This is a genomic window from Variovorax sp. PBL-H6, from assembly GCF_901827155.1.
Taxonomy (GTDB): domain Bacteria; phylum Pseudomonadota; class Gammaproteobacteria; order Burkholderiales; family Burkholderiaceae_C; genus Variovorax.
The window spans coordinates 2,391,562-2,413,920 of the sequence record NZ_LR594659.1 but is presented as its reverse complement, the minus strand read 5'-3'; the positions used below and the strand labels follow the sequence as shown (position 1 = coordinate 2,413,920).

Here is a 22,359-nt window from a genome sequence, read left to right as displayed (position 1 = left end):
GCGACCACGTGGGCCGTAACAGTCGATTCGGGAGTGAAGGCCGCGTCAACGGCGTGCAGGGCAAGGCGCAAAGCGCAGCAATAGCCGAAGCTATTGCGAGCATTTGCAACGCCGCCATGCGCGTCGTTGGCGTGGCAGGCACTCCTGAATTGGCTGTTACGGCCCACTAGACGTGCCGGGTGGCGCGCGTCCCCGGTGCCTCCCCTGCCGGCTGCGCATCGGCACGCGCGTGCAGCGCCTCGATGATGTGGCAGTGCGCATCGCTGCCGTCACAGCAGTCCCGCAACGCGATAAGGTCCTTCTCGAGCGAACGCAGCTCGCGCAGCCGCTCGCGCACATGGCCCAGGTGCGCATCGAGGGCCACGCTCGCCGCGGCGCAATCAGCCTTGCTGCGCAGGTCCAGCCCGAGCAGGGCTCGGACCTCGTCGAGCGACATGTCCATCGCGCGGCACAGGCGGATGAAGCGCAGCCGGTGCACGTCGGCATCGGTGTAGAGGCGGTAGCTGTTGTCACCGCGCGCCTGCGGCTCGACCAGGCCTTCCTTCTCGTAATAGCGGATGTTGGTGGCGCTCAGGCCGCTCCTCGCGGCGGCATCGCCGATGCGGTAACCCTGCTCCCCGGGCAGGTTTGCGACAGGCATGGCTTGACCTTCCAGTGACTTCAACCTTTCCAATGTTGCCATCACTGGAGAAACCATGTCTGCAAGCTGCTGCGAACACAATCACGACCATGAACACCTTTCGGCCGCCGACACCCCGCGCTACCGGCGCGTGCTGTGGGTGGCGCTCGCACTCAACGCCCTGATGTTCGCGGTCGAGATCGGCGCGGGTTTCCGTTCGGGCTCGGTCTCGCTTCTCGCCGATGCCATCGACTTCTTCGGCGACGCGGCAAACTACGGCGTGACCCTGGCCGTGCTTTCGATGGGCCTCGCCTGGCGCGCCCGGGCGGCCGTGCTCAAGGGCCTCAGCATGGTGGGCTTCGGCCTCTTCGTAGCCGGCAAGACGCTGTGGTCGGCAATGCAGGGTATCCCTCCAGAGGCACTCACCATGGGTCTCGTGGCCACGCTGGCCCTCGGCGTGAACGTGGTGGTCGCCGTGATGCTCTACGCCTTCCGCGAAGGCGATGCCAACATGCGCAGCGTATGGCTGTGCTCGCGTAACGATGCGATCGGCAATGTGGCTGTCATGCTGGCGGCTCTCGGCGTTTTCGGCACCGGCTCGGCCTGGCCCGACCTGGCTGTGGCCGCCGTCATGTCGGCACTGGCGCTCAGCGGTGGATGGTCCGTGCTGCGGCAGGCGCGCGGCGAGCTGGGCCGAACCGGCGCCGACCGCACGAAGCGCGCCTGAGTCGCTTCGGCGACGGTTCCATAATCGTCGGCGATGTCCCAGCTGTCCTCTTCCTTCCCTGTCCTTGCGCCCGACGCAGGCGCCATCACCGACGTCGCCGGCATCGAGGTCGGCCATTTCAGCGATCCGCGTCGGCCCACCGGCTGCACCGTGATCCTGGCACGCGAGGGTGCAGTGGCCGGTGTGGACGTGCGCGGCGCCGCCCCCGGCACGCGCGAGACCGATCTGCTCGCGCCCGGCAACCTTGTCCAGCAGGTACATGCCGTGATGCTCGCGGGCGGCAGCGCCTGGGGCCTGGCCGCGGCCGAGGGCGCGATGCGCTGGCTGGAGGAGCGCGGCATCGGCCTCGACGTGCGCTTCGGCACCTTGCCGATCGTCCCTGCCGCCGTGCTGTTCGATCTGCCCGTCGGCGATCCGCGCATCCGGCCCGATGCGGCGGCCGGCTATGCGGCGTGCGACGCCGCGACGACGGCGGCCCCGGCAGAAGGCAATGTCGGCGCCGGCAGCGGCGCGCTGGTGGGCAAGCTCTTCGGGCTGCACCGCGCGATGAAGGGCGGGATCGGCAGCGCCTCGGTCACGGTGAAGGGCGTGACAGTGGGCGCGCTGATCGCCTGCAACGCGCTCGGGGACGTGCTCGACCCCGACACGGCGCAGGTCGTGGCCGGCGCGCGCACCGACGGCGGAGGGGCCTTGCTCGACACGCGGCGCGCCCTGCTGCGCGGCGAGCTGCCGCAGCCGCTGCTGGCGGGCACCAACACCACGCTGGGCGTGATTGCAACCGACGCCCGGCTCACCAAGGTCCAGGCCAACCGGCTCGCCGCGGTGGCGCACGACGGGCTGGCGCGCGCGATCAACCCGGTGCACACCATGAGCGACGGAGACACCTTGTTCGCGCTCGCCACCGGGCGCGTGCCGATCGATGGCGACGCACCGGGAATGACGGTGCTCGGCACGATGGCGGCCGAGGTCGTGGCACGGGCGACGCTGCGTGCGGTGCGGGCAGCACGCACCGTGCGGGTCGGCGACAACGTTTTCCCGAGCGCCTCGGATCTTGGCTGATCGCCCTGGTCCTGTGTTGCTAGCGTGCAAATCGGATCTTCATTCCGACTGCGTCCCTGGGTGAAAGGCCTTAGCCTTGCGGGGTGCCGATTCGGGCACTCACTTACTTCATCCAAGGAGATCCAACATGAAGAAAATCCTTCTCGCCCTCGCGGCCTGCGCTGTGTCCGCCGCGGCCATGGCGCAACCCATGCATCCGACACCGCACTCGCGCATGGAACGCAAGCACGTGATGCCTCACCACCGCAAGCACAAGGTCTGGGTGCCTGCACATCGCGAGCATGGAAGGCGCGTTCCGGGGCATTACGTCTGGCGTTAGCCGCCGGGCCGCCGAAGGCCGGGCCGGCGTCTGTCCCTGCAATCGGCCCGCGTTCAGACGGGCGAGATACCGTGGCGGCGCTGCGAAGGCTCTCGCCCGGGCTTGCGTTGCGTGCACCGCTCCAAGGTGCCGAGAATGGCGGACCGCGTTTCTCGCGGATCGATCACGTCGTCGATGCCGAAATGTGCCGCCGCATGCAAGGGGCCGAGCTGGCTACGAAAGCGCTGAATCAGCGCCTCGCGACGGGCGGCGGGATCGGCAGCAGAAGACACCTGCCTGGCATAGGCAACGTCCACGGCACCCTCGATCGACATGGCACAGATCTCGGCGGTCGGCCATGCGACGCACAGATCAGCGTCGAAGCTCCGGCCCCCGCACATCGCGATGTACCCCAGGCCATAGCCTTTGCGCATGACGACGGAGATGCGCGGCACCGTGGCTTGGCCGAGCTCGAACAGCAGACGGGCGCTGCGCCGCGCCAGCCCTGAGTCCTCGGCTTCGCTGCCGACAAGGAACCCGGGGACGTCGATGAGGTAAACAAGCGGCAAGCCGAACGCGTCGCACACGGACACGAAGTGCGCGCCCTTTTCGCATGCGCGCGCGTCGAGCGTGCCGGCGAGGTGCAGGGGCTGGTTCGCCACGATCCCAACCGGTCTTCCACCCACTCTTGCAAAAGCCGTCACGAGATTGGGCGCGTAGGTCGGCTTGAGCTCGAAGATGCTTTCACTGTCGCAGATGCCCTGCAATACGTTCTTGACGTCATAGGCCTTCCTGACGTTGTCGGGCACCACGGTCGACAGCCGCTCCTCGTCGTCCCGAGCCGGCGGCCGCGCCTCCTGGCAGGCCGGAAGGCCGGCGGCGTTGGCAGGCAGGTAGCCCAGGTAGCTGCGCGCCAGGTGGAGCGCGTGCTCGTCGGAGTCCGCGACGAGATCGGCAAGGCCGTTGCGGTCGGCCTGCGTTTCCGGGCTTCCGAGTGACTCCTTGTCGGCCACTTCCCCCGTGGCAGCGGCCACCAGCGCCGGCCCGGCGATGCCCATGGTCGACGTGCCGCGCACCATCACGACGAAGTCGCAGAGGGCCGCAAAATTCGATGGGCCGGCGAACCCGGGGCCCATGACCAGCGCAACCGTGGGCACCCATCCCGACAGATGCGCCGCGATCTGGAAGTAGCGCGAACCTTCCGCGAAGTGCCTGCTGTCGAGCCCCTCTTGTATTCGATGCCCCCCGCCGTCCAGCAACAACACCAGTGCGCAGCCGTGCTCGAGGCAATGCGAGGCAATGCGCTCCACCTTGTGCTCGCCGATGCGCCCATTGGAGCCGCCCAGCACCGTGAAGTCGAATGCGCAGAGCCCGATGGCGCGACCGTCGACCTGCGCGTAGCCGGTGAGCACGCCATCCGCTGGCGCCTGCAGATTTTCGGTGCCGAAGGCATCGCGTTTCGGCTGGACGAGCGCTCCGACCTCATGGAAGCTGCCACGGTCCACCAGCGCGCCGATGCGTTCCCGGGCGGACATCTTGCCTAGACGGTGCTGCCGCTCGATGGCCGCTGCTCTCGCGCCGTCGCGCAGCGCCTCACGGGCCGCTGCAAGTTCTTCGAAGGGAGAAGGCGCGCGCTGCTGCTCGCTCATGCGGACCCTCCCGCGCGTCGTTTGCCGGTCTGGGGTGGCCTGTCATGGCAGCCCGGCGTGACCCCTCGTTCGCGCAGCGCCTGCTTGCGGATCTTGGCCGTCGGCGTCTTCGGCAGCTCGGGCAGGAAGTCCACGTATCGGGGAACCATGAAATAGGGCAAGCGGGCCTCCAGAAAATTCAGCAGCGCATCGGCTTGCAGTTGGGCGCCTGGGCGCAACACCACGCAGGCGAGGATGTCGTCCTCGGTAGCGGCACTGGGCACGCCGACCACGGCGGCCTCCAGAACCGCGGGGTGTTCCATGATCTCCTTCTCCACCTCGAAGCTGGACACGTTCTCGCCACGGCGCCGCATCGCGTCCTTCATCCGGTCCACGAAAACATACTGGCCGTCCGCATCGATGCGGAAGGCATCGCCGGTGTGCAGCCACTGGTTCCGCCACGCCGAGACAGTCGCCTCGGGCATGTCGTGATAGCCGTCCATCACACTCCAGGGCTCGTCGGGCCGGATCAGCAGCTCGCCGGTCTTTCCTTCGGGTACCTCGACGTCATGCGCGTCGACCAGGCGCACCTCGAAGTCCGGCCGAGGCACGCCGACAGCGCCGGGGCGTGCCCGCCCCTGCGGCGCGATCAAGGCCGTCGATCCCTCGGTCAGCCCGTACGCCGTGGCGACCGACTCGATGCCGAAGCGCTCCTGAAACTCCCTCAGCTGCGGGACGACGGGGACCATCAGCACCTGCCGCATGCCATGCGTCCGATCGTCCTCGCGCGGCGGCTGCTGGAAGAGAAAGTTGGCCATCGCCCCGAGCAGCAGCGTGTAGGTGCAGCCGTAGCGGCGCACGTCGTCCCAGTACGTCGTCGCCGAGAAGCGCGGCAGCACCACGCTGCTTCCCCCTGCAATCAGGTTGTTGTAGACGCCGGCCCACTGCCCCCCGATGTGGAACAGCGGCAAGGTCACCAGGCTGACATCTTCCGGCACCGCCCGGCCCAGCACCGCCGGCGCGGCATAGCCGTAGGCGTGCGCCTGAGTCACCCTCACGCCCTTGGAAGGCCCGGTGGTGCCCGACGTGTACATGATGCCCATCAGGTCCCAGGGTGCGAGCTGCACGGGGGCCGCGCGCGGGCCCCGGAGTTCTTCCCATCGATGCGCTCTCGGGCCGGATGGCACGGGCACCTCGGGAGCGCCGCGCACGATCACGTGCTCCAGCCGCGGCAGGCGTTCGATCACCTCGGCCAGCACCGGCAGGTAAACGGCATCCACCACGATGACGCGCGCGCCGGAATTCTCGGCCACGTGCACGAGGATGGAGCCGCGGTACGCCGTGTTCACCGGCACCTCGACGCGGCGGGTGAGGGCCAGCGCCCACCATGCGATCACCGCGTCCAGGTGGTTGTCGAGCATGAGCAGCACCGGCTCGCCGTCGCGCACGCCAAGCCGCTCGAGCCCACCGGCGACGGCCAGCGCTTCCTCGTACAGGCCACCGAAACTGAGTGCGCGCTCGGGGTCGCGCACGGCGCATTGGTCCGGCCGACGGGCGACATGCTGCGCGATCACGGCGCTGAAGGTCCTCTCCGAGAGCGGCGGCATTCCTGGAACATGCGACACGGGGTTTCTCCTCAAGCGGCCGCGACGGCATACATGCTGTCGATGGCGCCGCTGTATCGATCCACGATGCGCCATCGCTTCAGTTTCATCGCAGGCGTCAATGACGCTTCGTCGCCATCGGCGGGTGTGTCGATCAGCCGGAAGGCGATCACGCCTTGCTCGGCCTGTGCCCCGGTGCGCTTGAGTTCGTCGCCGATCAGCTTCAGCACCTCGGGACTGGCGCAGAGCGAACGAAAGTCCGAAAAAGCAACTTGCCGCTCTTGTGCCCATTGCTCGACCGCCTCGTGGTCGATCATCACCAGGCAGGACAGCTGGGGACGCCCGTCGCCGACCACCACGACATCGGCAACGTAGGGGCTGGACTTGATGCGGTTCTCCAGTTCCATCGGGAACACTTGCCGCCCGGTTGCCATCGCGATCACCTCGTCGAGCCGACCGACGATTTCGAGCCGGCCCGAGGCATCGATGCGTCCGATATCGCCGGTACGCAACCAGCCATCGTCGAGCTCGGGCTGCGACTGCGACTGCGACTGCCACTGCGACTGCGACCGCGGCGCACTGCCTCGATACCCCGACAGCAGGGATGCTCCCTTGACCAGGATCTCGGCCTGCTCCGAGAGCCGGACCTCCACGCCAGGAAGGGGCCGGCCCGCACTCTCGGGCGCGTCGCCCGCTTCGGCGATGGCGGCATACCCCGCCATCTCCGTCAGGCCCCAGGCATGCCGCAGATCGATGCCCATCCCGCGATACCAGCGCACCAGGCTGGGCGACAGCGGCGCACCGCCGGAAATCCCCACGCGCAGCCGGTCCAGGCCCATCATGCGGCGCAGATTTCCCAGCACCAGCCGATTGCCCACCGCATGCAGAAGGCGGGTCGCGGCCGAGGCTGTCGTGCCCTGCTCCCGCGCGCGCGCCACGGACTCGCCCAGGCGCAGCGTGCGCTCGTAGGCCCACTGCTGGAGTCGCGTCGCTTCATGCAAGGTGACCACCAGGGACGAATGCAGCCGCTCCCAGATTCTCGGCACCGCGAAGATCACATCGGGCTGCACTTCGCGCAGGTTGTCGAACACGGTGTCCTGGCTCTCGACGAAGTTCAGCACGGCGCCTTGCATCAAGCTGGCGTACATGCCGCCGATGCGCTCCATGACGTGGCTCAAGGGCTGGAACAGAACGCGCTCGCCCGCCATGGCGCCGGTCCCCGCCAAAGCCGTTTGCAGTGCACCTGCGGCGGTCAACACGGCCCGGTGCGACAGCAGCACGCCCTTTGATCGGCCGGTGGCACCCGACGTGTAGACGATCATCGCGGCGTCGGCGGCGGTGCGCGAACTCAGCAGGCGCTGCACAAGGCTCGCGTCAGCGGCGAGTGCCTGCTGGCCGCGCGCCTGCAGATCGTGCAGGCTGACCAGGCGCGGGTCGCCGGCGCGCCGCAGCCCGTCCGCGCGGAACACGACGATGTGCTCCAGCCGCGCCAGCTCGCCCGCTTCCAGCAGGGTCTCGAACTGCTCCTCGCCTTCGATGAACAGCACGCGCGCTTCCAGAGCGGCAAGCTCGCGGCATGTCTCGTGCGCTGCGTCCGTGACATGCACCCCGGCGACGGTGGCGCCTGCGGTCTGCGCCCCGAGGTCGGCCAGCAGCCATTCCTTGCACGTGCCTGCCGCAATGGCGACCACCTCGCCCGGTCGCACGCCCAAGGCGGAAAGCCCCGCAGCGATGCGCGCCACCTGCTCGCCGACATCGCGAGCCGAATACTGGCGCCACACGCCCAGTTCCTTCTGACGCATGACCGTGGCGTCGGGCCGCTCGGCCACGAGTCGCGAAAATTCCGCTGGCAGCGTGCCGCGCGACGGGCTCATCAGGCAAGCCTCCGTGGGTTCGGCCGCCGCTTCTGGTGCGCGCCCGTTGCATGGCCGCCCAGGTAGGCCTGGCGGATGTCGTCCCTCTCGCGCAGCCGCTCACAGCGGTCTTCCATCACGAGCCGGCCGTTCTCCAGCACGTAGCCGTAGTCAGCCACCTGCAGCGCCATGTTCGCGTTCTGCTCCACCAGCAGGATGCTGGTGCCCCGCTCCCGGTTGATTCGCACCACGATGTCGAAGATGTCCTTCGTCAGCTTCGGGCTCAGCCCCAGGCTGGGCTCGTCCAGCAGGATCAATTCGGGTGCCGCCATCAACGCCCGGGAGATTGCCAGCATCTGCTGCTGGCCACCCGACAGCAGCCCCGCGGGTTGCCGTTCGCGCTCCTTCAGGATCGGAAAGTAGCCATAGACCTGTTCGAGGTCGCGGGCGACGCCGTCGGCATCCTTGCGCGTGTAGGCGCCCATCAACAGGTTCTCATGGACATTCAGCAGCGGGAACACTTCGCGTCCTTCAGGCACGTGGCTCAGATGTCGCTGCACGATGCGCGCGGGCTCCATGCCGGCAATGTCCTCGCCCTTGAATTTGATGCTGCCGCGCACCGGATCCAGCACGCCCGAGATCGTCTTCAGAATGGTGGACTTGCCCGCGCCGTTCGAGCCGAGCACGGTGGCTATCTGCCCTTTCGCCACGCGAAGGCTGACGCCCCGCAGCGCCTTGACCGGCCCGTACGCACATTCCACGTTGGCCAAGGAAAGAATCGCGTCCGTTCGGCTCATGCAACCCTCCTCGCGGCTTCGGGCTCGGCGTCGACCGTGCCCAGGTAAGCCTGGATCACGCCGGGGTGGCTCTGCACCTCGGCGGGCGTGCCTTCGGCCAGCACCTGCCCCTGGTTCATCGCCAGGACGCGATCCGAGACGCGCGAGACCAGCGTCATGTCGTGCTCCACCATCAACACGGTGATCCCCAGTTCGTCGCGTATCTCCTCGATCCACCACGCCATGCCGCCCGTCTCCTCGGGGTTCAAGCCGGACGAGGGTTCGTCCAGGAGCAGCAGCTTGGGCTTGGTGCACAGCGCCCTGCCGATCTCCACCACCTTGCGGATGCCATAAGGCAAGCCGGCGACCAGCGAATCGCGGTAGCGTTGCAGGCGCAGCAGTTCGATGACCTGCTCCGCCAGCAGGCGCGCCTCCAGCTCGGCGCGCTTCGCTGCGGGCGTGAAGAACAGCTCGCTCCAGAACCCGGCTGCGCGATGCGCATGGTGCCCGATCAACAGGTTTTGCAGCACGCTCGCGTGCTCGAACAACTCGATGTTCTGGAACGTGCGTGCAATGCCGACAGACGCGATGCCATGAGGCGGTAGATCGGTGATGCGCCTTTCTTCGAAGGTGATGTGCCCGCTGCTGGGCTCGTAGATGCGGCTGATCAGGTTGAACACGGTCGTCTTGCCCGCGCCATTGGGGCCGATCAGCGTAAAGACCTCGCCGCGCCGCACGTCGAAACTCACGCGGTCGACCGCCAGCACGCCACCGAAGCGCACCGAGAGGTCATGCGCGGAAAGAATGATCTCCGTCATCGGGTTGCCCTACTTCAGCCGTTCGGATTTCTGGAAAGACTTCTGCCGCCTGAACAGGCCCTTCCGGTAAGCAGGGAACATCTCGAAGTACGTCCGGACCTTCACCCAGCGGCCATACAAGCCCTGCGGCTCGAACATCACGAACCCCATGAGGACGGCGCCGAACACCAGGGCCTGCAGGCCGGTCGCCTGGGCGATGGCGGAGGGGAGAAAGTCCTTCGCGATGGAGATGAGCTGCGGCATCGTGATGAGGAAGATGGCACCCAGAAAGGCACCATGCACCGAGCCCAGGCCGCCGACCACGACCAGCAGCAGCAGATCGATGGACTGCGAAATGCCGAACTGCTCCGGCGAGACGAACCGCAGCTTGTGCGCGTACAACGCGCCGGCCAGCCCGACGATGCCGGCCGACAACGAGAAAGCCAGCGTCTTGTAGCGGGCCAGGTGAATCCCCATGCTCTGCGCCGACACCTCGGAGTCGCGCATGGCAATGAAGGCACGGCCGGTGGACCCGCGCAGCAGGTTCAGTACGCACAGCGTCACCACCACGCAAAGCACCAGCGACAGGTAGTAAAGGGATTCGGAAGATCGCAGTTGCCAGGCGCCGATCGCCGGTGCCTTGACCTGCAGGCCGCCATTGCCGCCGGTGACGGACTCCCAGCGGGCGAATACCTCCTCGGCAATGAAGCCGAAGGCCAGCGTGGCAATGGCCAGATAGATGCCCTTGACGCGCAAGGCGGGCAGACCCACGATGACACCGATCGCCGCAGAGAGCCCGCCGGCCGCCAGCAGGGCGAGCGGGAACGGCCAGCCCTTGCCGACGAGATAAGACTGCGCGTACGCGCCCACGCCCAGGAACGCCGCGTGGCCGATCGAGACGAGGCCCGTGTAGCCGGCCAGAAGCATCAAGCCCAGGCCTGCGACAGCGTAGATGAGGATCAGCGTGACCTGTGAGATCCAGTACGCGCCGGCCCACAGCGGCAGCGCGGCGAGCGCCAGGGCGAGCAGCCCGTACCAGAGCCGCTGCCCCGGCCGATGCGCCAAGGCGATGTCCTGGAAGTAATCGGTCTTGAAAACGAAGCGCATGAACTAGACCTTCTTTCGGGTCGCCGTGCCGAACAGTCCGTTGGGCTTGACCATCAGCATCGCCAGCACGAGCACATACGCTGCCACGTCCTTGAAGCCTTCAGGCAGGTAGTAGCCCGACAGAGACTCGACCAAGCCGATCGCCAGCCCGCCGACCACCGCCCCCGGCAGGCTGCCGAAGCCACCGATCACCGCTGCAGGGAAAGCCTTCAGGCCGATGTAGCCCATGTTCACGTGAACGAAGGTGAAGGGCGCGAGCAACAGCCCCGCCAATCCGGCCGCGCCCGCGGACAGCCCCCACACCAGGCCGTTCAGCCGCTTCACCGGGATGCCCATGTAGTGCGCGGCAAGCTGGTTCTGCGAGGCGGCCTGCATGCCGATGCCCACCTTCGTGTGCTTGAACAGCATGAAGAACGCGCAGCACAGGACGATGGTGACGGCGATCACCGTTGCTTGTTCATAGCTCAGGATCAATCCGCCGACCTTCCACACCATCCCCTTGTACGGAGGGTCGAAGGCGCTGGTTTCCGAGCCGATGACCGGCACCATGGTGATCAGGCCGCGCAGCACGTAGCCGAGCCCGATGGTCAGCATCACGACGGTGAACTGGGGCTGACCCAGCACGGGCCGGATCACGAGCCGCTCGACCAGCGCGCCGAACGCCGTGATACCCACCAGCGCCACCAGCACCGCGATCCAGAACGGCAGGCCCGCGAACTTCACCAGCGCCAGGCCGGCGAAGGCGCCGAGCATCATCAGTTCGCCCTGCGCGAAGTTCACCGTCTCCGTGGCCTTGTAGATGAGCACGAAACCGAGCGCGATCAACGCGTAGATGCATCCCAGCGCGATGCCCGAGAAGACCTGCTGCAGGAAGTCCACGGAGCGGCCCTCCGGGTCAGGGCGTGATGAAGTCGGAGACCGGCGTCCACTTGCCGTTCTTCAGCTGCGACACGCGGATCGCCTCGGAGCCGAGGTGTTTTGTCTTTGTGAACGTCATCGTGTCGAAGCCCAGCTTGTCACGCGGGAAGCTGCTGGTCTCCATGGCCTCGATGAATCGGCGGGTGCTCAGGTCGGCGCCGGCCTTCTCCGCGGCCTTGAGGGTCCAGTCCATGATCGCGTAGCCCATGACGGCGAACTGACCCGGCTCTTCCTTGTACTTGGCCACGTAGGCCGCATACCAGTCGCGCGTGGCCTTCGAGCCTTCGTCCGCGTACGGCTGCGTGGCCGAATGAGACGCGTAGATCCCCTCCGTCACCGCCCCACCCAGCCTGGGCAACAGATGCGAGTACGCGGCCGACGTCGCGACGAACTGAGGGGTGAACCCGATCTTCTTCGCTTCGTTCAACGTGCCCACCGTCTCGCGCAGCGTGGTGCCGAGGATCACGGTGTCGCAGCCCGCGCTTTTCAGCCGGGCCACCTGCGATGAAAAGTCGGTCGCTGCGCGCTTGTACGTCGTGCGTTCCGAGACCGTCTTGCCGGCCTCCTTCATCGCCGAATCGACACCGGCCATCAGCTCCGTGCCGAGGTCGTCGTCCTGCACGAGCGAGCACCACTTGCGGTCTGCCTTGGTGGCCAGCAACGACTTGACGATGCCGCGCCCCTGCTGGAAGTACGGCACCGAGAAAGCAAACTTCATCTCGGGCGGCTCGTAGAGACCGCGCGCGGAGCCGAGCGGGAACAGGTTGACCACGCCCGCATCCGCGAACACCTGCTGCGTGGTCAGCGCGATGGTGGTGCCCATCGAACCGGCGACCGCGAAGATCTTGTCGCTCTGCGCGAGCTTCTGCGCGGCCAGCATGGCCTTCTTGGTGTCGTAGCCCGAGTCTTCGACCAGCAGCCGGACCTTGCGGCCGTGCACGCCGCCGGCGGCATTCACTTCTTCCAGCCGCATGTTCATGCCGTTGAGCGACTCCTTGCTGTAGGCGGCCAGCGGGCCCGAGAGGTCCTGGATCGTGCCGATCAGGATCTCGTTCTTGGTCACGCCCTGGTCGGCCAGGCTGCACAACGGCAAAGCCGCAAGGCCCAATGCCACGATCCAGTGAACTCCTCGAATGCTCATGCTTGTCTCCTATGGTCACGCGGGTGAAAGACGCCTTCGCACTCTAGGTTCTGTCTGCTCCGGACGCTTGCGCCTACTGGCTAACACGGGTCAACCCTGTTTCAGTTCCGTGCGGCGCACGCGCACGCCGGCCGCCTCGCGATCCCAGCAGTCGGCCGTCACGCCTTGCGCCCGCAGCGCGTGCTTCTGCACCTTCTGCGTCGGCGTGCGCGGCAGGGCCGCGACCACGCGCACATAGCGCGGCACCATGAAGTGGGGCATGCGGGCAATGAGGTGGTGCAGCAACTGCGCGGGGTCCAGGCTCGCGCCCGGCCGCAGCACAACCGCCACCAGCACGTCATCCTCGCCATGCGGGCTGGGCACGGCGACGGCCGCGGCCTCCAGCACAGCCGGGTGCGTGCACACCTCGGCCTCGACCTCGAAAGAGGAAATGTTCTCGCCGCGGCGACGGATCGAATCCTTCATCCGGTCCACGAACCGGTAGTCCCCGTCGGGATCGACCCGGAAGGCGTCGCCGGTGTGGAACCAGCCGTTGCGCCAGGCACGGGCGGTGGCCTGGGGGTCACCGAAGTACGCGTGGGCCAGCGCCCAGGGGCGGTCGCTGCGCACCAGCAATTCGCCGGTGTCGCCGGGCGCCACCTCGCAGTCGTTCTCGTCGACGATGCGCACCTCGACGCCGGATCGGGGCCGGCCGCAGGTGCCCAGTGCGGTGGGGTTGACGCCCGACACGAGGGGCACCGAAATCTCCGACATGTTGAACAGCGTGTAGATGTCGCAGCCGAAGCGGCGCTTGAACGCGACCGCGTCCTCGCTGAGCGGGATCATCAGCGCGTGGCGCAGACCGTGGCCCTGGTCCTCGTGCGATGGCGGCGCCTTGGCCAGCAGCGTGGCCATGCTGCCGAGCAGGCAGCAGAAGGTGCTGCGCGTGGCGGCCACGGTCTGCCAGAAGGTGTCGAGCCGGAACGAGTCGACGATCGCCACCGACGCGCCCCTCAACAGCATCGCGTACACCGCCACGGTTCCGCCCACGTGAAAGAGCGGCAGCGACACGAGGTACCGGTCGCTCGAAGCAAGGTAAGGGAACGGGTCGAAGGAAGCCGAGAACAGATGCAGGTACGAGGACTCCACGCCCTTCGAAGGGCCGGTGGTGCCCGACGTGAAGACGATGCTCTGCGTATGCCAGGGCTGGATGTCCTGCGGCGGCGCAGCGAGCGTGGCCGCGTCGCCGTCCAGTCGCTCCTGCGTGTGCCACCTTGCTGCGCCTTCCGGCACCGCCGCTGTGGCGCGCACGACGACCACGTCGCGCAGGCAGTCCGACGGCAGCTCGGCGAGCCGATCCGCGAGGCCCGCATGCACCACCATCACGCCGGCCTTCGCGGTGCGCACGGCATGCTCCAGCATGCGCCCACGGTACGCTGTGTTGAGGGGCACGTACACCGCGCCGAGCAGGTTGGCCCCGAACCAGACGCGCAGCGCGTCAGGCCCATTGGGCAACCACGAGAGCACGTTGTCGCCCTGCCCCACGCCCAGCGACTGCAGGCCGGCTGCGGTGCGCTGCGCAATGTCGAGCGTCTGCGCCCAGGTCCATTCGGTGCCGTCGTCGAAGCGGGCGAAGACGGCATCCGGCTGCTCGCGCGCCCAGCGTTCGAGCACGGGCTTCAGTACGCATCGGGGTGCATCGGGCACCCGCGGGTCGCGCCATGTGCTGGACATCACGAGTCCTCCAACTCAGAAAGGCTCGACGAGCCGCTTGCGGGTCGTGCGCGGCGCCGGGGGCGGCAGCGACTCCAATGTGCGCAGCAGCAGCTCGCGCGTGTGCGCCGGATCGATCACGTCGTCGTAGGTGAAGCGGCTGCCCGCGATCACGGCGGAGTGCTCCTCCTTCAGCTCGGCGGTCAGGCGCGCATGCAGCCGCGCGCGCTCGTCGGGATCGGTCATGGCATCGAGCTCGCGCCTGTAGATGATGTTCACGGCCCCTTCCAGCCCCATGCCGCCGTACTCGGCGCTCGGCCATGCGAGCAGGATGGCCGGGTCCAGCGGCTGCGAGCCCATGATGTAGTAGCCGAGCCCATAGGCCTTGCGCAACACCACGGTGAGCAGCGGAACGGTGGCGTTCGCAATGGCGGTGAGCAGGCGCGCGCTGTGACGCACGAGGCCCGTCTTCTCCGCGTCGGGTCCTACCATGAGGCCCGGGGTGTCGCACAGCAGCAGCAGGGGGATGTCGAAGGCGTCGCAGATGGAGGCGAAGCGCGCAGCCTTCACGGAGCCGTCGCTGTCGATGGCGCCCGCGAGCACCAGCGGCTGGTTGGCTATCACGCCGACGCTGCGGCCGCCCAGGCGCATCAGCGCCGTGACGACGCAGCCACCGAAGGCGGGTTTGAGTTCGAGCACGCTGTCTTCATCGGCGAGGATGTCGATCACCGTCCGCACGTCATACGACTGCCGCGAATTCTCGGGAACCAGATCGCGCAGCACGGACTGATCCCGGGCGGCGGTGCAGGCTTGCGCCGGGCCGAAATACGCCAGGTAGCGCTGGGCGAGCGCTACCGCGTGGGCGTCGTCGTCGGCCACGATGTCGTACACGCCCGAGGCCTCGTGCACTTCCGCCGCGCCGATCTCCTGCGGCGAGTACTTCACGCCCAGGGCGGCTTCGACCAGGGGCGGTCCGGCCAGCCCGAGCGCGCTTCCGCGCACGCCGATCAGGAAATCGCACAGGCCCGCCAGGTTCGCCTGCCCGGCGAACGCCACGCCGGGCACCACGCCGATGGTCGGCACCCAACCGCTCAGCCGCGCGAAGACGACGAAGGTCGGGGTCTTGCCGCGCGCGGCCAGCAACATGTCGTGCGGCCTGGCGCCGCCGCCATCCAGCCAGCACACCAGTGGCAAACGGAACCTCAGCGCGTGCTCGAACATGCGCGTCATCTTCATGTGGTTGATGGCGCTCTGCGTGCCGGCGTACACGGTGTAGTCGTACAGCACCACGTCCGCCGGCTGACCGCCGATTCGGCCGGTTCCCATCACCAGGCCATCCGCGGCACCCGTCATGCCTTCGGTGGCCGGCTGCGCGAGCCCGCCGTACTCGACAAAGCTCTGCGCGTCGACCAGCACATCGACCACCTCGCGCACCGTCCAGCGCCCGCGCTTGCGCTGGCGCTCGACGGCGGCGGGCCGCTGCGCATCGAGTCTCGCGGCCTGCGCGGCTCGCACGGCGGCGAGATCACTCCGCACGGTGTTCATGCGGCGGGCAATTCAGCATCGATCTCGACCAGCACGCGCCCGGTTGCGACCTGATCGCCGGGCGCCACGTGCACCGACTTCACCGTCCCCGCGACGGGCGAGGCATGGAGATGCTCCATCTTCATCGCCTCCAGTGTCATCAGTGGCTGGCCTGCATCCACTTGCTGGCCCGGGGCCACGAGAACGGCAACGACCCGCCCGTTCATGGACGCTCGCAGCTTGCCGTCGCCGCCGCTGCCCGCCTGCGTGCGTGTGGTTGCGGCGCGCGTCGTGTCCACCACCTTCACCGCCATGGCGGCCAGGCTGAAATGCAACTGGTTTCCCTCGCGGTGATACGCCGCAGGCTGGCCGACGCCGTCGCAGACGAAGCGAACGCGGTCTTCCAGCAGTTCGACAATCTCGACTTCGTGCGTGCGGCCCTTCAGGCTGACCTGATGCCGCCTGGGCCCCGTCTCGGTCAGGGTCGCGGTCACATCGCCGCCGCCGCCGTCGATGTGGTAGCGCACCCGCAGCGGTACGTTGTGCGACAGCCGCCGGCTGGGGTCCCGCCCGCGGGCGCCGGGCGAAGTCTCCAGCAGCAGCACCGCCGCGACCGACTCGGCAAGCTCCGCGGCCGCGGCGTCCGCCGCCAGCAGTTCGTCGCGGTGTTGCGCAATGAAGGCCGTGGTCGCGTCGCCGCGCGAGAACACCGCATGGTCGAGACACGCAGCCAGGAACGACTGGTTGGTGCGCACGCCGAGCGCGACCGTGTTCTCCAGCCCGACGACGAGCTTGCGCCGCGCCTCCTCGCGATCGGCACCGTGGCTCACCAGCTTGGCGATCATCGAGTCGTAGTCGGGCGGGATGTCGGCACCCGAGCGCAGCGCGTGCTCGACCCGCAGCAACGGGGTGGCCCGCCACATCAGCAGGGTGCCGCTTTGCGGCATGAAGCCTGCGGGCACGTCTTCCGCGCACAGGCGCACCTCGATCGCGTGGCCCGAGAAGGTGATGGCGTCCTGCGCAAGCGGCAGCGGCTCGCCCGCCGCCACGCGCAGCTGCCACTCCACCAGGTCCAGCCCGGTGATCGCCTCGGTCACGGGGTGCTCCACCTGCAGCCGGGTGTTCATCTCCATGAAGTAGTAGTGGCCCTCGCGGTCGAGCAGGAACTCCAGCGTGCCCGCGCCTTCGTAGCCGATCGCCTTGACGGCCGCCACGGCCGTGGCGCCCATGCGCGCGCGCAGCTCGGCGTTCACCGCCGGCGAAGGCGCTTCCTCGATCACCTTCTGGTGGCGCCGTTGCACCGAGCAGTCGCGCTCGCCCAGGTGCACCGCGTTGCCGAAGCGGTCGGCGAACACCTGGATCTCGATGTGGCGCGGCTCGATGATGGCGCGCTCCAGGATCACGGTCGCATCGCCGAAGGCGTTCTTCGCCTCCGACTGGGCACTGCGCAGCAGGTCCTTGAACTCTCCCGCGGACTTCACCAGCCGCATGCCACGCCCGCCGCCGCCGGCCGTGGCCTTGATCATCACGGGGTAGCCGATGCGCGCGGCCTCCTCCGACAGGCGCTGCTCGCCCTGGTCATCGCCCTGGTAGCCGGGGATGCAGGGCACGCCCGCTTCGATCATCAGGCGCTTGGCACCGGCCTTGTCGCCCATCGCGCGGATCGCCTCGGGCGATGGGCCGATGAAGACGAGGCCGGCTTCGCGGCACGCAGCGGCGAAGTCCTCGTTCTCGGCCAGGAAGCCGTAGCCGGGGTGGATCGCGTCCGCGCCCGTCGCCTTCGCGGCGCGAAGGATCGCGTCGATGTTCAGGTACGACTGCGCCGGCGGTGCGGCTCCGATGCACACGGTCTGCTGGGCCGCCTCCACGTGCGGCGAGCCGGCGTCGACCTCCGAATGCACGGCCACGGTCCGATAGCCCATCCGGCTTGCGGTGCGCATCACCCGGAGCGCGATTTCCCCGCGGTTGGCTATGAGGATCTTGCGGAAGGGTTGGCTGGCGATCACGGACTCTCCTGGGCTGAGCGGACAGTCTATGGAGTGCCCGCGCCGGGTTCTTGCGCCCAGTGGCTACCGCTAGCCAGTCCGCGCAAGACGGGGCGGGGGCATGTCCAAAGAATGCCCCTTCCACACTGGCTGGGAACGGCGACGAACATGACTTCACACCCCATCGACGCGATGCCCCTCACGCTGGCTGCAGCCCTCGACGCTGCCAGCGGCGAGCGGTCTGCCGCGCCTTTCATCCTGCATGGCGACGAGCTCGCGACGTACGGCGATCTGGCAGTCGCCTCGCGGCAAGCAGCCGCAGGCTTGCAAGCGCTGGGGCTGGGCCCCGGAGACCGGGTGGGCTTGCTGTCGCTGAACTGCATCGAGTGGCTGGTCCTGTTCTTCGCCTGCGCGCGAATCGGCGCCGTCGCCGTGGCGATGAGCCCGCGCTACCGCGACGGCGAGCTCGGCTACATCCTGAAGGACAGCCAGGTGAAAGCCGTCGCAACCCTCGGCGAGCACGAAGGCTGCGACTTCGTCGCCTTGTTCGAACGCCTGGCCGCCGATGCGCCGCGGTTGCGCCACCTCATCCTGTTGCCTGGCGCCGAAGTGCAGGCGCACGCGTCCGCGACGACCAAGCTGGAGCGCGTGCCGTACTCGACCGTCCTGCAATCCGCCGACAACGCTGAAGCAGTGACGGGGCTCCAATCCGGGGCCACCGCCGTCACGGCCGATCAGCTCGCGATGGTCATCTACACCTCCGGCACAACCGGCCGCCCCAAGGGCGCGGGCCTCACGCACCGCAGCCTGCTGGCGTCCGCGTGGGCCCAGGCTGCGCACATGCGAATCGCCGACACGGATCTGCTGACGCTCGCCAGCCCGCTCAACCACGTCGGCGGCATCACCTGCGGCATTCTCACTCTGCTCGCAGGCCGAGGCCGCATCGACCTGCTGCCGGAATTCAAGGCGCCCCGGATGCTGGAGCGCATCCGCCTGCACCGGCCGACGCTGCTCGCGGGCGTGCCGACGATGATGACGCTGCTGCTGATGAAGTCCGAAGGCATGGACATCGACTTCTCTTCGGTCCGGCTTGCATTCATCGGCGGCTCCAGCGTGGACCCGTCATTGCTGGCACGTCTGCAGCAGAAACTGCCGGCGGCCACGCTGATGAACCTGTACGGCTTGTCGGAGACCTCGGGCGCCATCGTGCTCACGCCCTGGGACGCGTCCGACCGGGACCTCATGGAAACCATCGGCGTGCCGATCGGCGATGCCCGGCTGCGCGTCGTCGACCCTGGCGGCGTGAACGACCTGCCCGTCGGCGAAGTGGGCGAGCTGTGCTTCAAGGGCTGTGGCGTGGTCCCCGGCTACGTCGGCGAGGCCGTGGCCAATGCGGCCTTCCTGCCCGATGGGTGGCTGCGCACCGGCGACCTCGGCCAGGTGGACGCGCGCGGCGTGATCACGCTTCGAGGCCGGGCCAAGGACATGTACATCCAGGGCGGCTTCAACGTCTACCCGGCGGAGGTCGAGGCGCACATCACCCGCCATCCCGATGTGCTCATGGCCGCGGGCATCGGCGTGCCCGACCCGGTGCTGGGCGAGATCGGCCACTACTTCATCGTGCGCAAGCCCGGCGCCACGGTGACGGAGGAGGTGCTGCGGGCCTGGTGCGCCGAAGCCCTCGCCGACTACAAGGTGCCGCGCCGTTTCGAGTTCCGCGAGGAGCTGCCGCTCACGCCCGCCGGCAAGATCCAGAAGGCGGCGCTGCGCTCGGACCGGGCGCAGACCTGAGCGTCCGCGCGCGGAACGGGTGAACGCCCCGATGCCGGCCCGGCGAACTCTCGCGCAAGCCCTGCCCGGCTCCTGCTTCGTCTCGGGCATGGCCGCGGGCGATGGCGAACAGCTGGGCGCGCTCGCCGTCGTGCTGGCCTTGCGTTTCCTGGGGCTGCGCGTGGCGGCAATGACCCCGCTCGTCGCGGACGCCGTGCAGCAGTCCGGGCGCTGGAGCAGCCCGCGCCTGGAGTGCCTGGGGCGCGCCAGCTCTTTCGGCGTGCCGCCGGACGTCCTGAGCCCCTACGTGCTGCCGCCGGCGTCGTCCCCGTCGGCGGCCGTTCAGCAGGCCGGAGCGCGGGTGGAGGCGCGGGCGGTGGTCGAGACCTACGAAGTGCTCTCCACCTGGGCGGATGCTGTCGTGGTCGCGGGCGTCGGTGGCCTCGACGAGCCCTTGGGCCCCGCCCTCCACGTCCACGAAGTCGCCGGCCGCCTCGCACTGCCGCTCCTGCTGACCTTGCGTGCCGATGCCGATGCGCCCCGGCGTGCCCGGCGTGCCCTGGACCTCACGCGCGCCCATGGCGTGCGCCTCGCAGGCTGGGTCGCGATGGGTGACACGCCTGGCAACGCAGACATGCGTTCACGCGTGGCCGACGTGCTCGGGATGGCGCCGCTGGGGGTGGTGCCCTCCGATGCGCGCGCCAGCGCGGACGCGGTCGCTCACCTCGACCTTCAGGCGCTGCATCGCGCACTGGGCATGCGAGGCGGTCCTTCGCCCGACGCAGTTCACTGAACCAGGCTGAAGGCGTGGCTGCGCAGCAGGGGCTTTCCAGTTCACGGCTCGACGCCGCCAGCTCGACGCAGCAATAATGTCGAAGAACCTGCGGCACCTTCCGGGTAAACCCGGACATGACTCGCGACCCCATGACAAGAAGGTAGCCAGCTGACGCAAGTATCCCGGCAAGACCTTGGCTATCCTGAGGATTCGACCCCGCTGGCGCGGGCCGTGAATGCACTGAAGAAGAGCGGACGCGCAAAGAGCGCAATCGCCGGCCTCCTGGAGACACTCGATGCTTTCGACGAACGACATCTTCGTGCCCCGGCACTGCACCAGCTGCGATCGCATGATGTGGATCACGCCTGATCGCATTTTCTATGCCGGCCTGCTCGGTGCGCCCGCGATGCACACCAAGGGGGCGATCATCGCGTACGTAGCCATCGAAGGGCTGATTCGCATACGGGTGCAAGGCGGCGAGTGGCAGACGGCCGAGGTTGCAGTCGTCCAGCCCTATGTTCCCTACGAGATCGCCTGCGAGGGCAGGCATGTGCTGGACATCCTGATCGAGCCCGAGACGGTGGACCTGTCGCGCTTGCCCTCCCTGCTGCGTGCCTGCGGCGCGGTGCACGCGCCGGAGTTCGCAGCGCATGTGCGGGCGCTTCACCAGCGACTCGTCTCGGAGGGCGCCTCGCTGGACCTGAGTCCCGAGGATTTCGACGTCGCCTTCTTCGGCGAGCCGCTGCCGGCACGCACGCTCGACCGCCGCATCGCCGCCGTGCTCGAGAGCATCAAGAACAATCCGTCGACCATGGCGGCCGCCGAGCAATGCGCCGCACAGGCCAAGCTCTCGTTCTCGCGGTTCCTGCACCTCTTCAAGGAACAGGTGGGGGCACCCTTCCGCAGCGTGCGCACCTGGAAGCGCGCGCGCAGCCTGCTGCATTACGTGAACAGCGACAGTTCCCTGGTGTACGTGGCTCTGGACATCGGCTATCCCGACTCCACGCACTTCAGTCATTCGATCCGCCAGACCTTCGGACTGAAGCCCAAGGACATCTTCGCGGGCTCGCGCAAGCTGCGCATCATCACGCAGGCATCCGAGCGTCCGGCCCTGACGGCCTGAGCGCTCCAGCCAATTTCCGCAAGACGCGCAACCCGCCGAGGGCGAGGATGCCGTCCATGATCCAAGACTTTCGCGGCAAGACCGCCGTCCTCACCGGAGCCGGCTCCGGCTTCGGCCTTGAATGCGCCCGCCTCGGGGCCGCCATGGGAATGAACCTGGTGCTTGCGGACGTGCAGCCCGACGCCCTGGCGCGCGCAGAGGCCGAAGTGCGCGAGGCCGGCGCCGATGTGCTGGCGATGCGCGTCGATGTCTCGCGGGCCGACGAGATGGAAGCATTCGCGCAGGCCACCCGAGAGCGCTTCGGTGCCCCGCACCTCGTGTTCAACAACGCCGGCGTCGTCGCCCACGGCCTCGTGTGGGAGAACGATCTGCGCGACTGGGAGTGGCTCCTGGGCGTGAACTTGTGGGGTGTGATCCACGGCGTGCGCCTGTTCACTCCGATGATGCTCGAGGCCGCATCGCGGGACGCGAGCTGGCGCGGCCACATCGTCAACACCGCCAGCATGGCGGGCCTGCTCACGCCGCCCAACATGGGCGTCTACAACGTGAGCAAGCATGCGGTCGTTGCGCTGAGCGAGACGCTCTACCAGGACCTTCGCCTGGTCACCCGGCAGGTGAGTGCCAGCGTGCTGTGCCCCTACTTCGTGGCGACCGGCATCACCGCGAGCGAACGCAATCGCCCCGCCGATGAGCCCTCCGCGCCGCCCACGCGCAGCCAGCTCGTGGGCAAGGCGATGGTGGACAAGGCCGTCACCAGCGGCCGCGTCTCGGCGGCAGACGTCGCGCGCCTGGTGTTCGAGGCCGCGGCGCAGGACCGCTTCTATGTCTTCACCCACCCCAAGGCGCTCGGCAACGTGAGCAGCCGCATGGAGGCCATCGTCGGCATGGCCCAGCCTCCGGACCCCTTCCGGGAACGGCCCGAGATCGGCGAGCAGCTGCGCGCCGCGTTGCGCGAGGCCTGAA

The 22,359-nt window shown here is 68.2% G+C and carries 19 protein-coding genes; 7 read left to right on the top strand and 12 right to left on the bottom strand.

Annotated elements, in window-relative coordinates; genetic code table 11:
* Positions 1-166 precede the first annotated feature (166 nt).
* Complete coding sequence (locus G3W89_RS11500; RefSeq protein ID WP_162574211.1) at positions 167-640, bottom strand: Cd(II)/Pb(II)-responsive transcriptional regulator; 474 nt, start codon at positions 638-640, stop codon at positions 167-169.
* Between the two features lie 55 nt (positions 641-695).
* On the opposite strand from G3W89_RS11500, the gene G3W89_RS11495 reads away from it, so the two are divergent.
* The 3 genes from G3W89_RS11495 to G3W89_RS11485 all read left to right on the top strand — a co-directional run bounded on the left by G3W89_RS11495 (position 696) and on the right by G3W89_RS11485 (position 2,724).
* Positions 696-1,346 carry a cation transporter gene (locus G3W89_RS11495; RefSeq protein WP_162574210.1) on the top strand — a complete coding sequence of 217 codons (651 nt, stop codon included), beginning with the start codon at positions 696-698 and terminating at the stop codon, positions 1,344-1,346.
* Between the two features lie 33 nt (positions 1,347-1,379).
* Positions 1,380-2,405 (top strand): P1 family peptidase, encoded by a 1,026-nt coding sequence (locus tag G3W89_RS11490; protein WP_162574209.1) that lies wholly within the window; start codon positions 1,380-1,382, stop codon positions 2,403-2,405.
* Positions 2,406-2,532: 127 nt separating this feature from the next.
* Complete coding sequence (locus G3W89_RS11485) at positions 2,533-2,724, top strand: hypothetical protein (RefSeq protein WP_162574208.1); 192 nt, start codon at positions 2,533-2,535, stop codon at positions 2,722-2,724.
* Positions 2,725-2,777: 53 nt separating this feature from the next.
* Here G3W89_RS11485 and G3W89_RS11480 read toward each other — a convergent pair whose 3' ends face one another.
* From G3W89_RS11480 to G3W89_RS11430, 11 genes are all read right to left on the bottom strand, one after another.
* Positions 2,778-4,352 (bottom strand): acyl-CoA carboxylase subunit beta, encoded by a 1,575-nt coding sequence (locus tag G3W89_RS11480; RefSeq protein ID WP_162574207.1) that lies wholly within the window; start codon positions 4,350-4,352, stop codon positions 2,778-2,780.
* The gene (locus G3W89_RS11475; RefSeq protein WP_162574206.1) at positions 4,349-5,956 is read right to left on the bottom strand and encodes an AMP-binding protein; all 1,608 of its coding nucleotides are present in this window, start codon (positions 5,954-5,956) and stop codon (positions 4,349-4,351) included. Before G3W89_RS11475 ends, G3W89_RS11480 begins: the two co-directional genes overlap by 4 nt.
* 11 nt (positions 5,957-5,967) lie before the next feature.
* Positions 5,968-7,809: an AMP-dependent synthetase/ligase gene (locus tag G3W89_RS11470; RefSeq protein ID WP_162574205.1), complete on the bottom strand. Its 1,842-nt coding sequence runs from the start codon at positions 7,807-7,809 to the stop codon at positions 5,968-5,970.
* A complete protein-coding gene (locus G3W89_RS11465; protein ID WP_162574204.1) occupies positions 7,809-8,585 on the bottom strand; it encodes an ABC transporter ATP-binding protein in 777 nt (258 codons plus the stop codon). Before G3W89_RS11465 ends, G3W89_RS11470 begins: the two co-directional genes overlap by 1 nt.
* Entirely contained in the window at positions 8,582-9,382 is an 801-nt protein-coding gene (locus G3W89_RS11460; RefSeq protein ID WP_162574203.1) for an ABC transporter ATP-binding protein, read from the bottom strand. The genes G3W89_RS11465 and G3W89_RS11460 overlap by 4 nt, the downstream gene beginning before the upstream one ends.
* A 9-nt stretch (positions 9,383-9,391) precedes the next feature.
* Positions 9,392-10,468, bottom strand: coding sequence for a branched-chain amino acid ABC transporter permease (locus G3W89_RS11455; protein WP_162574202.1), 1,077 nt, complete (start codon positions 10,466-10,468; stop codon positions 9,392-9,394).
* Positions 10,469-10,471: 3 nt separating this feature from the next.
* A complete protein-coding gene (locus G3W89_RS11450) occupies positions 10,472-11,347 on the bottom strand; it encodes a branched-chain amino acid ABC transporter permease (protein ID WP_162574201.1) in 876 nt (291 codons plus the stop codon).
* A gap of 16 nt (positions 11,348-11,363) precedes the next feature.
* The gene (locus tag G3W89_RS11445) at positions 11,364-12,527 is read right to left on the bottom strand and encodes an ABC transporter substrate-binding protein (RefSeq protein ID WP_162574200.1); all 1,164 of its coding nucleotides are present in this window, start codon (positions 12,525-12,527) and stop codon (positions 11,364-11,366) included.
* A gap of 90 nt (positions 12,528-12,617) precedes the next feature.
* Positions 12,618-14,240, bottom strand: a complete 1,623-nt coding sequence (locus tag G3W89_RS11440) for an AMP-binding protein (RefSeq protein WP_174258251.1) — start codon at positions 14,238-14,240, stop codon at positions 12,618-12,620.
* A gap of 15 nt (positions 14,241-14,255) precedes the next feature.
* Positions 14,256-15,764 (bottom strand): acyl-CoA carboxylase subunit beta, encoded by a 1,509-nt coding sequence (locus G3W89_RS11435; protein ID WP_162574198.1) that lies wholly within the window; start codon positions 15,762-15,764, stop codon positions 14,256-14,258.
* A complete protein-coding gene (locus tag G3W89_RS11430; RefSeq protein ID WP_232076805.1) occupies positions 15,761-17,683 on the bottom strand; it encodes an ATP-binding protein in 1,923 nt (640 codons plus the stop codon). The genes G3W89_RS11435 and G3W89_RS11430 overlap by 4 nt, the downstream gene beginning before the upstream one ends.
* Positions 17,684-17,896: 213 nt before the next feature.
* On the opposite strand from G3W89_RS11430, the gene G3W89_RS11425 reads away from it, so the two are divergent.
* The 4 genes from G3W89_RS11425 to G3W89_RS11410 all read left to right on the top strand — a co-directional run bounded on the left by G3W89_RS11425 (position 17,897) and on the right by G3W89_RS11410 (position 22,358).
* On the top strand, positions 17,897-19,519 hold the full coding sequence (locus tag G3W89_RS11425) for a class I adenylate-forming enzyme family protein (RefSeq protein WP_232076463.1): 1,623 nt from the start codon (positions 17,897-17,899) through the stop codon (positions 19,517-19,519).
* 19 nt (positions 19,520-19,538) lie between these two features.
* Positions 19,539-20,291, top strand: a complete 753-nt coding sequence (locus G3W89_RS11420) for an AAA family ATPase (protein WP_162574197.1) — start codon at positions 19,539-19,541, stop codon at positions 20,289-20,291.
* Between the two features lie 277 nt (positions 20,292-20,568).
* Complete coding sequence (locus tag G3W89_RS11415; RefSeq protein WP_162574196.1) at positions 20,569-21,396, top strand: helix-turn-helix domain-containing protein; 828 nt, start codon at positions 20,569-20,571, stop codon at positions 21,394-21,396.
* 56 nt (positions 21,397-21,452) lie between these two features.
* Positions 21,453-22,358 (top strand): SDR family oxidoreductase, encoded by a 906-nt coding sequence (locus G3W89_RS11410; RefSeq protein ID WP_162574195.1) that lies wholly within the window; start codon positions 21,453-21,455, stop codon positions 22,356-22,358.
* Position 22,359: the final 1 nt, after the last annotated feature.

What these genes read in the sequence shown, in the direction of transcription:
- G3W89_RS11500 (WP_162574211.1), bottom strand. Translation starts at nt 640, where the DNA reads ATGCCTGTCGCAAACCTGCCCGGGGAGCAGGGTTACCGCATCGGCGAT.
- G3W89_RS11495 (WP_162574210.1), top strand. Translation starts at nt 696, where the DNA reads ATGTCTGCAAGCTGCTGCGAACACAATCACGACCATGAACACCTTTCG.
- G3W89_RS11490 (WP_162574209.1), top strand. Translation starts at nt 1,380, where the DNA reads ATGTCCCAGCTGTCCTCTTCCTTCCCTGTCCTTGCGCCCGACGCAGGC.
- G3W89_RS11485 (WP_162574208.1), top strand. Translation starts at nt 2,533, where the DNA reads ATGAAGAAAATCCTTCTCGCCCTCGCGGCCTGCGCTGTGTCCGCCGCG.
- G3W89_RS11480 (WP_162574207.1), bottom strand. Translation starts at nt 4,352, where the DNA reads ATGAGCGAGCAGCAGCGCGCGCCTTCTCCCTTCGAAGAACTTGCAGCG.
- G3W89_RS11470 (WP_162574205.1), bottom strand. Translation starts at nt 7,809, where the DNA reads ATGAGCCCGTCGCGCGGCACGCTGCCAGCGGAATTTTCGCGACTCGTG.
- G3W89_RS11465 (WP_162574204.1), bottom strand. Translation starts at nt 8,585, where the DNA reads ATGAGCCGAACGGACGCGATTCTTTCCTTGGCCAACGTGGAATGTGCG.
- G3W89_RS11460 (WP_162574203.1), bottom strand. Translation starts at nt 9,382, where the DNA reads ATGACGGAGATCATTCTTTCCGCGCATGACCTCTCGGTGCGCTTCGGT.
- G3W89_RS11455 (WP_162574202.1), bottom strand. Translation starts at nt 10,468, where the DNA reads ATGCGCTTCGTTTTCAAGACCGATTACTTCCAGGACATCGCCTTGGCG.
- G3W89_RS11445 (WP_162574200.1), bottom strand. Translation starts at nt 12,527, where the DNA reads ATGAGCATTCGAGGAGTTCACTGGATCGTGGCATTGGGCCTTGCGGCT.
- G3W89_RS11440 (WP_174258251.1), bottom strand. Translation starts at nt 14,240, where the DNA reads ATGTCCAGCACATGGCGCGACCCGCGGGTGCCCGATGCACCCCGATGC.
- G3W89_RS11435 (WP_162574198.1), bottom strand. Translation starts at nt 15,764, where the DNA reads ATGAACACCGTGCGGAGTGATCTCGCCGCCGTGCGAGCCGCGCAGGCC.
- G3W89_RS11430 (WP_232076805.1), bottom strand. Translation starts at nt 17,683, where the DNA reads ATGCGCACCGCAAGCCGGATGGGCTATCGGACCGTGGCCGTGCATTCG.
- G3W89_RS11425 (WP_232076463.1), top strand. Translation starts at nt 17,897, where the DNA reads ATGACTTCACACCCCATCGACGCGATGCCCCTCACGCTGGCTGCAGCC.
- G3W89_RS11415 (WP_162574196.1), top strand. Translation starts at nt 20,569, where the DNA reads ATGCTTTCGACGAACGACATCTTCGTGCCCCGGCACTGCACCAGCTGC.
- G3W89_RS11410 (WP_162574195.1), top strand. Translation starts at nt 21,453, where the DNA reads ATGATCCAAGACTTTCGCGGCAAGACCGCCGTCCTCACCGGAGCCGGC.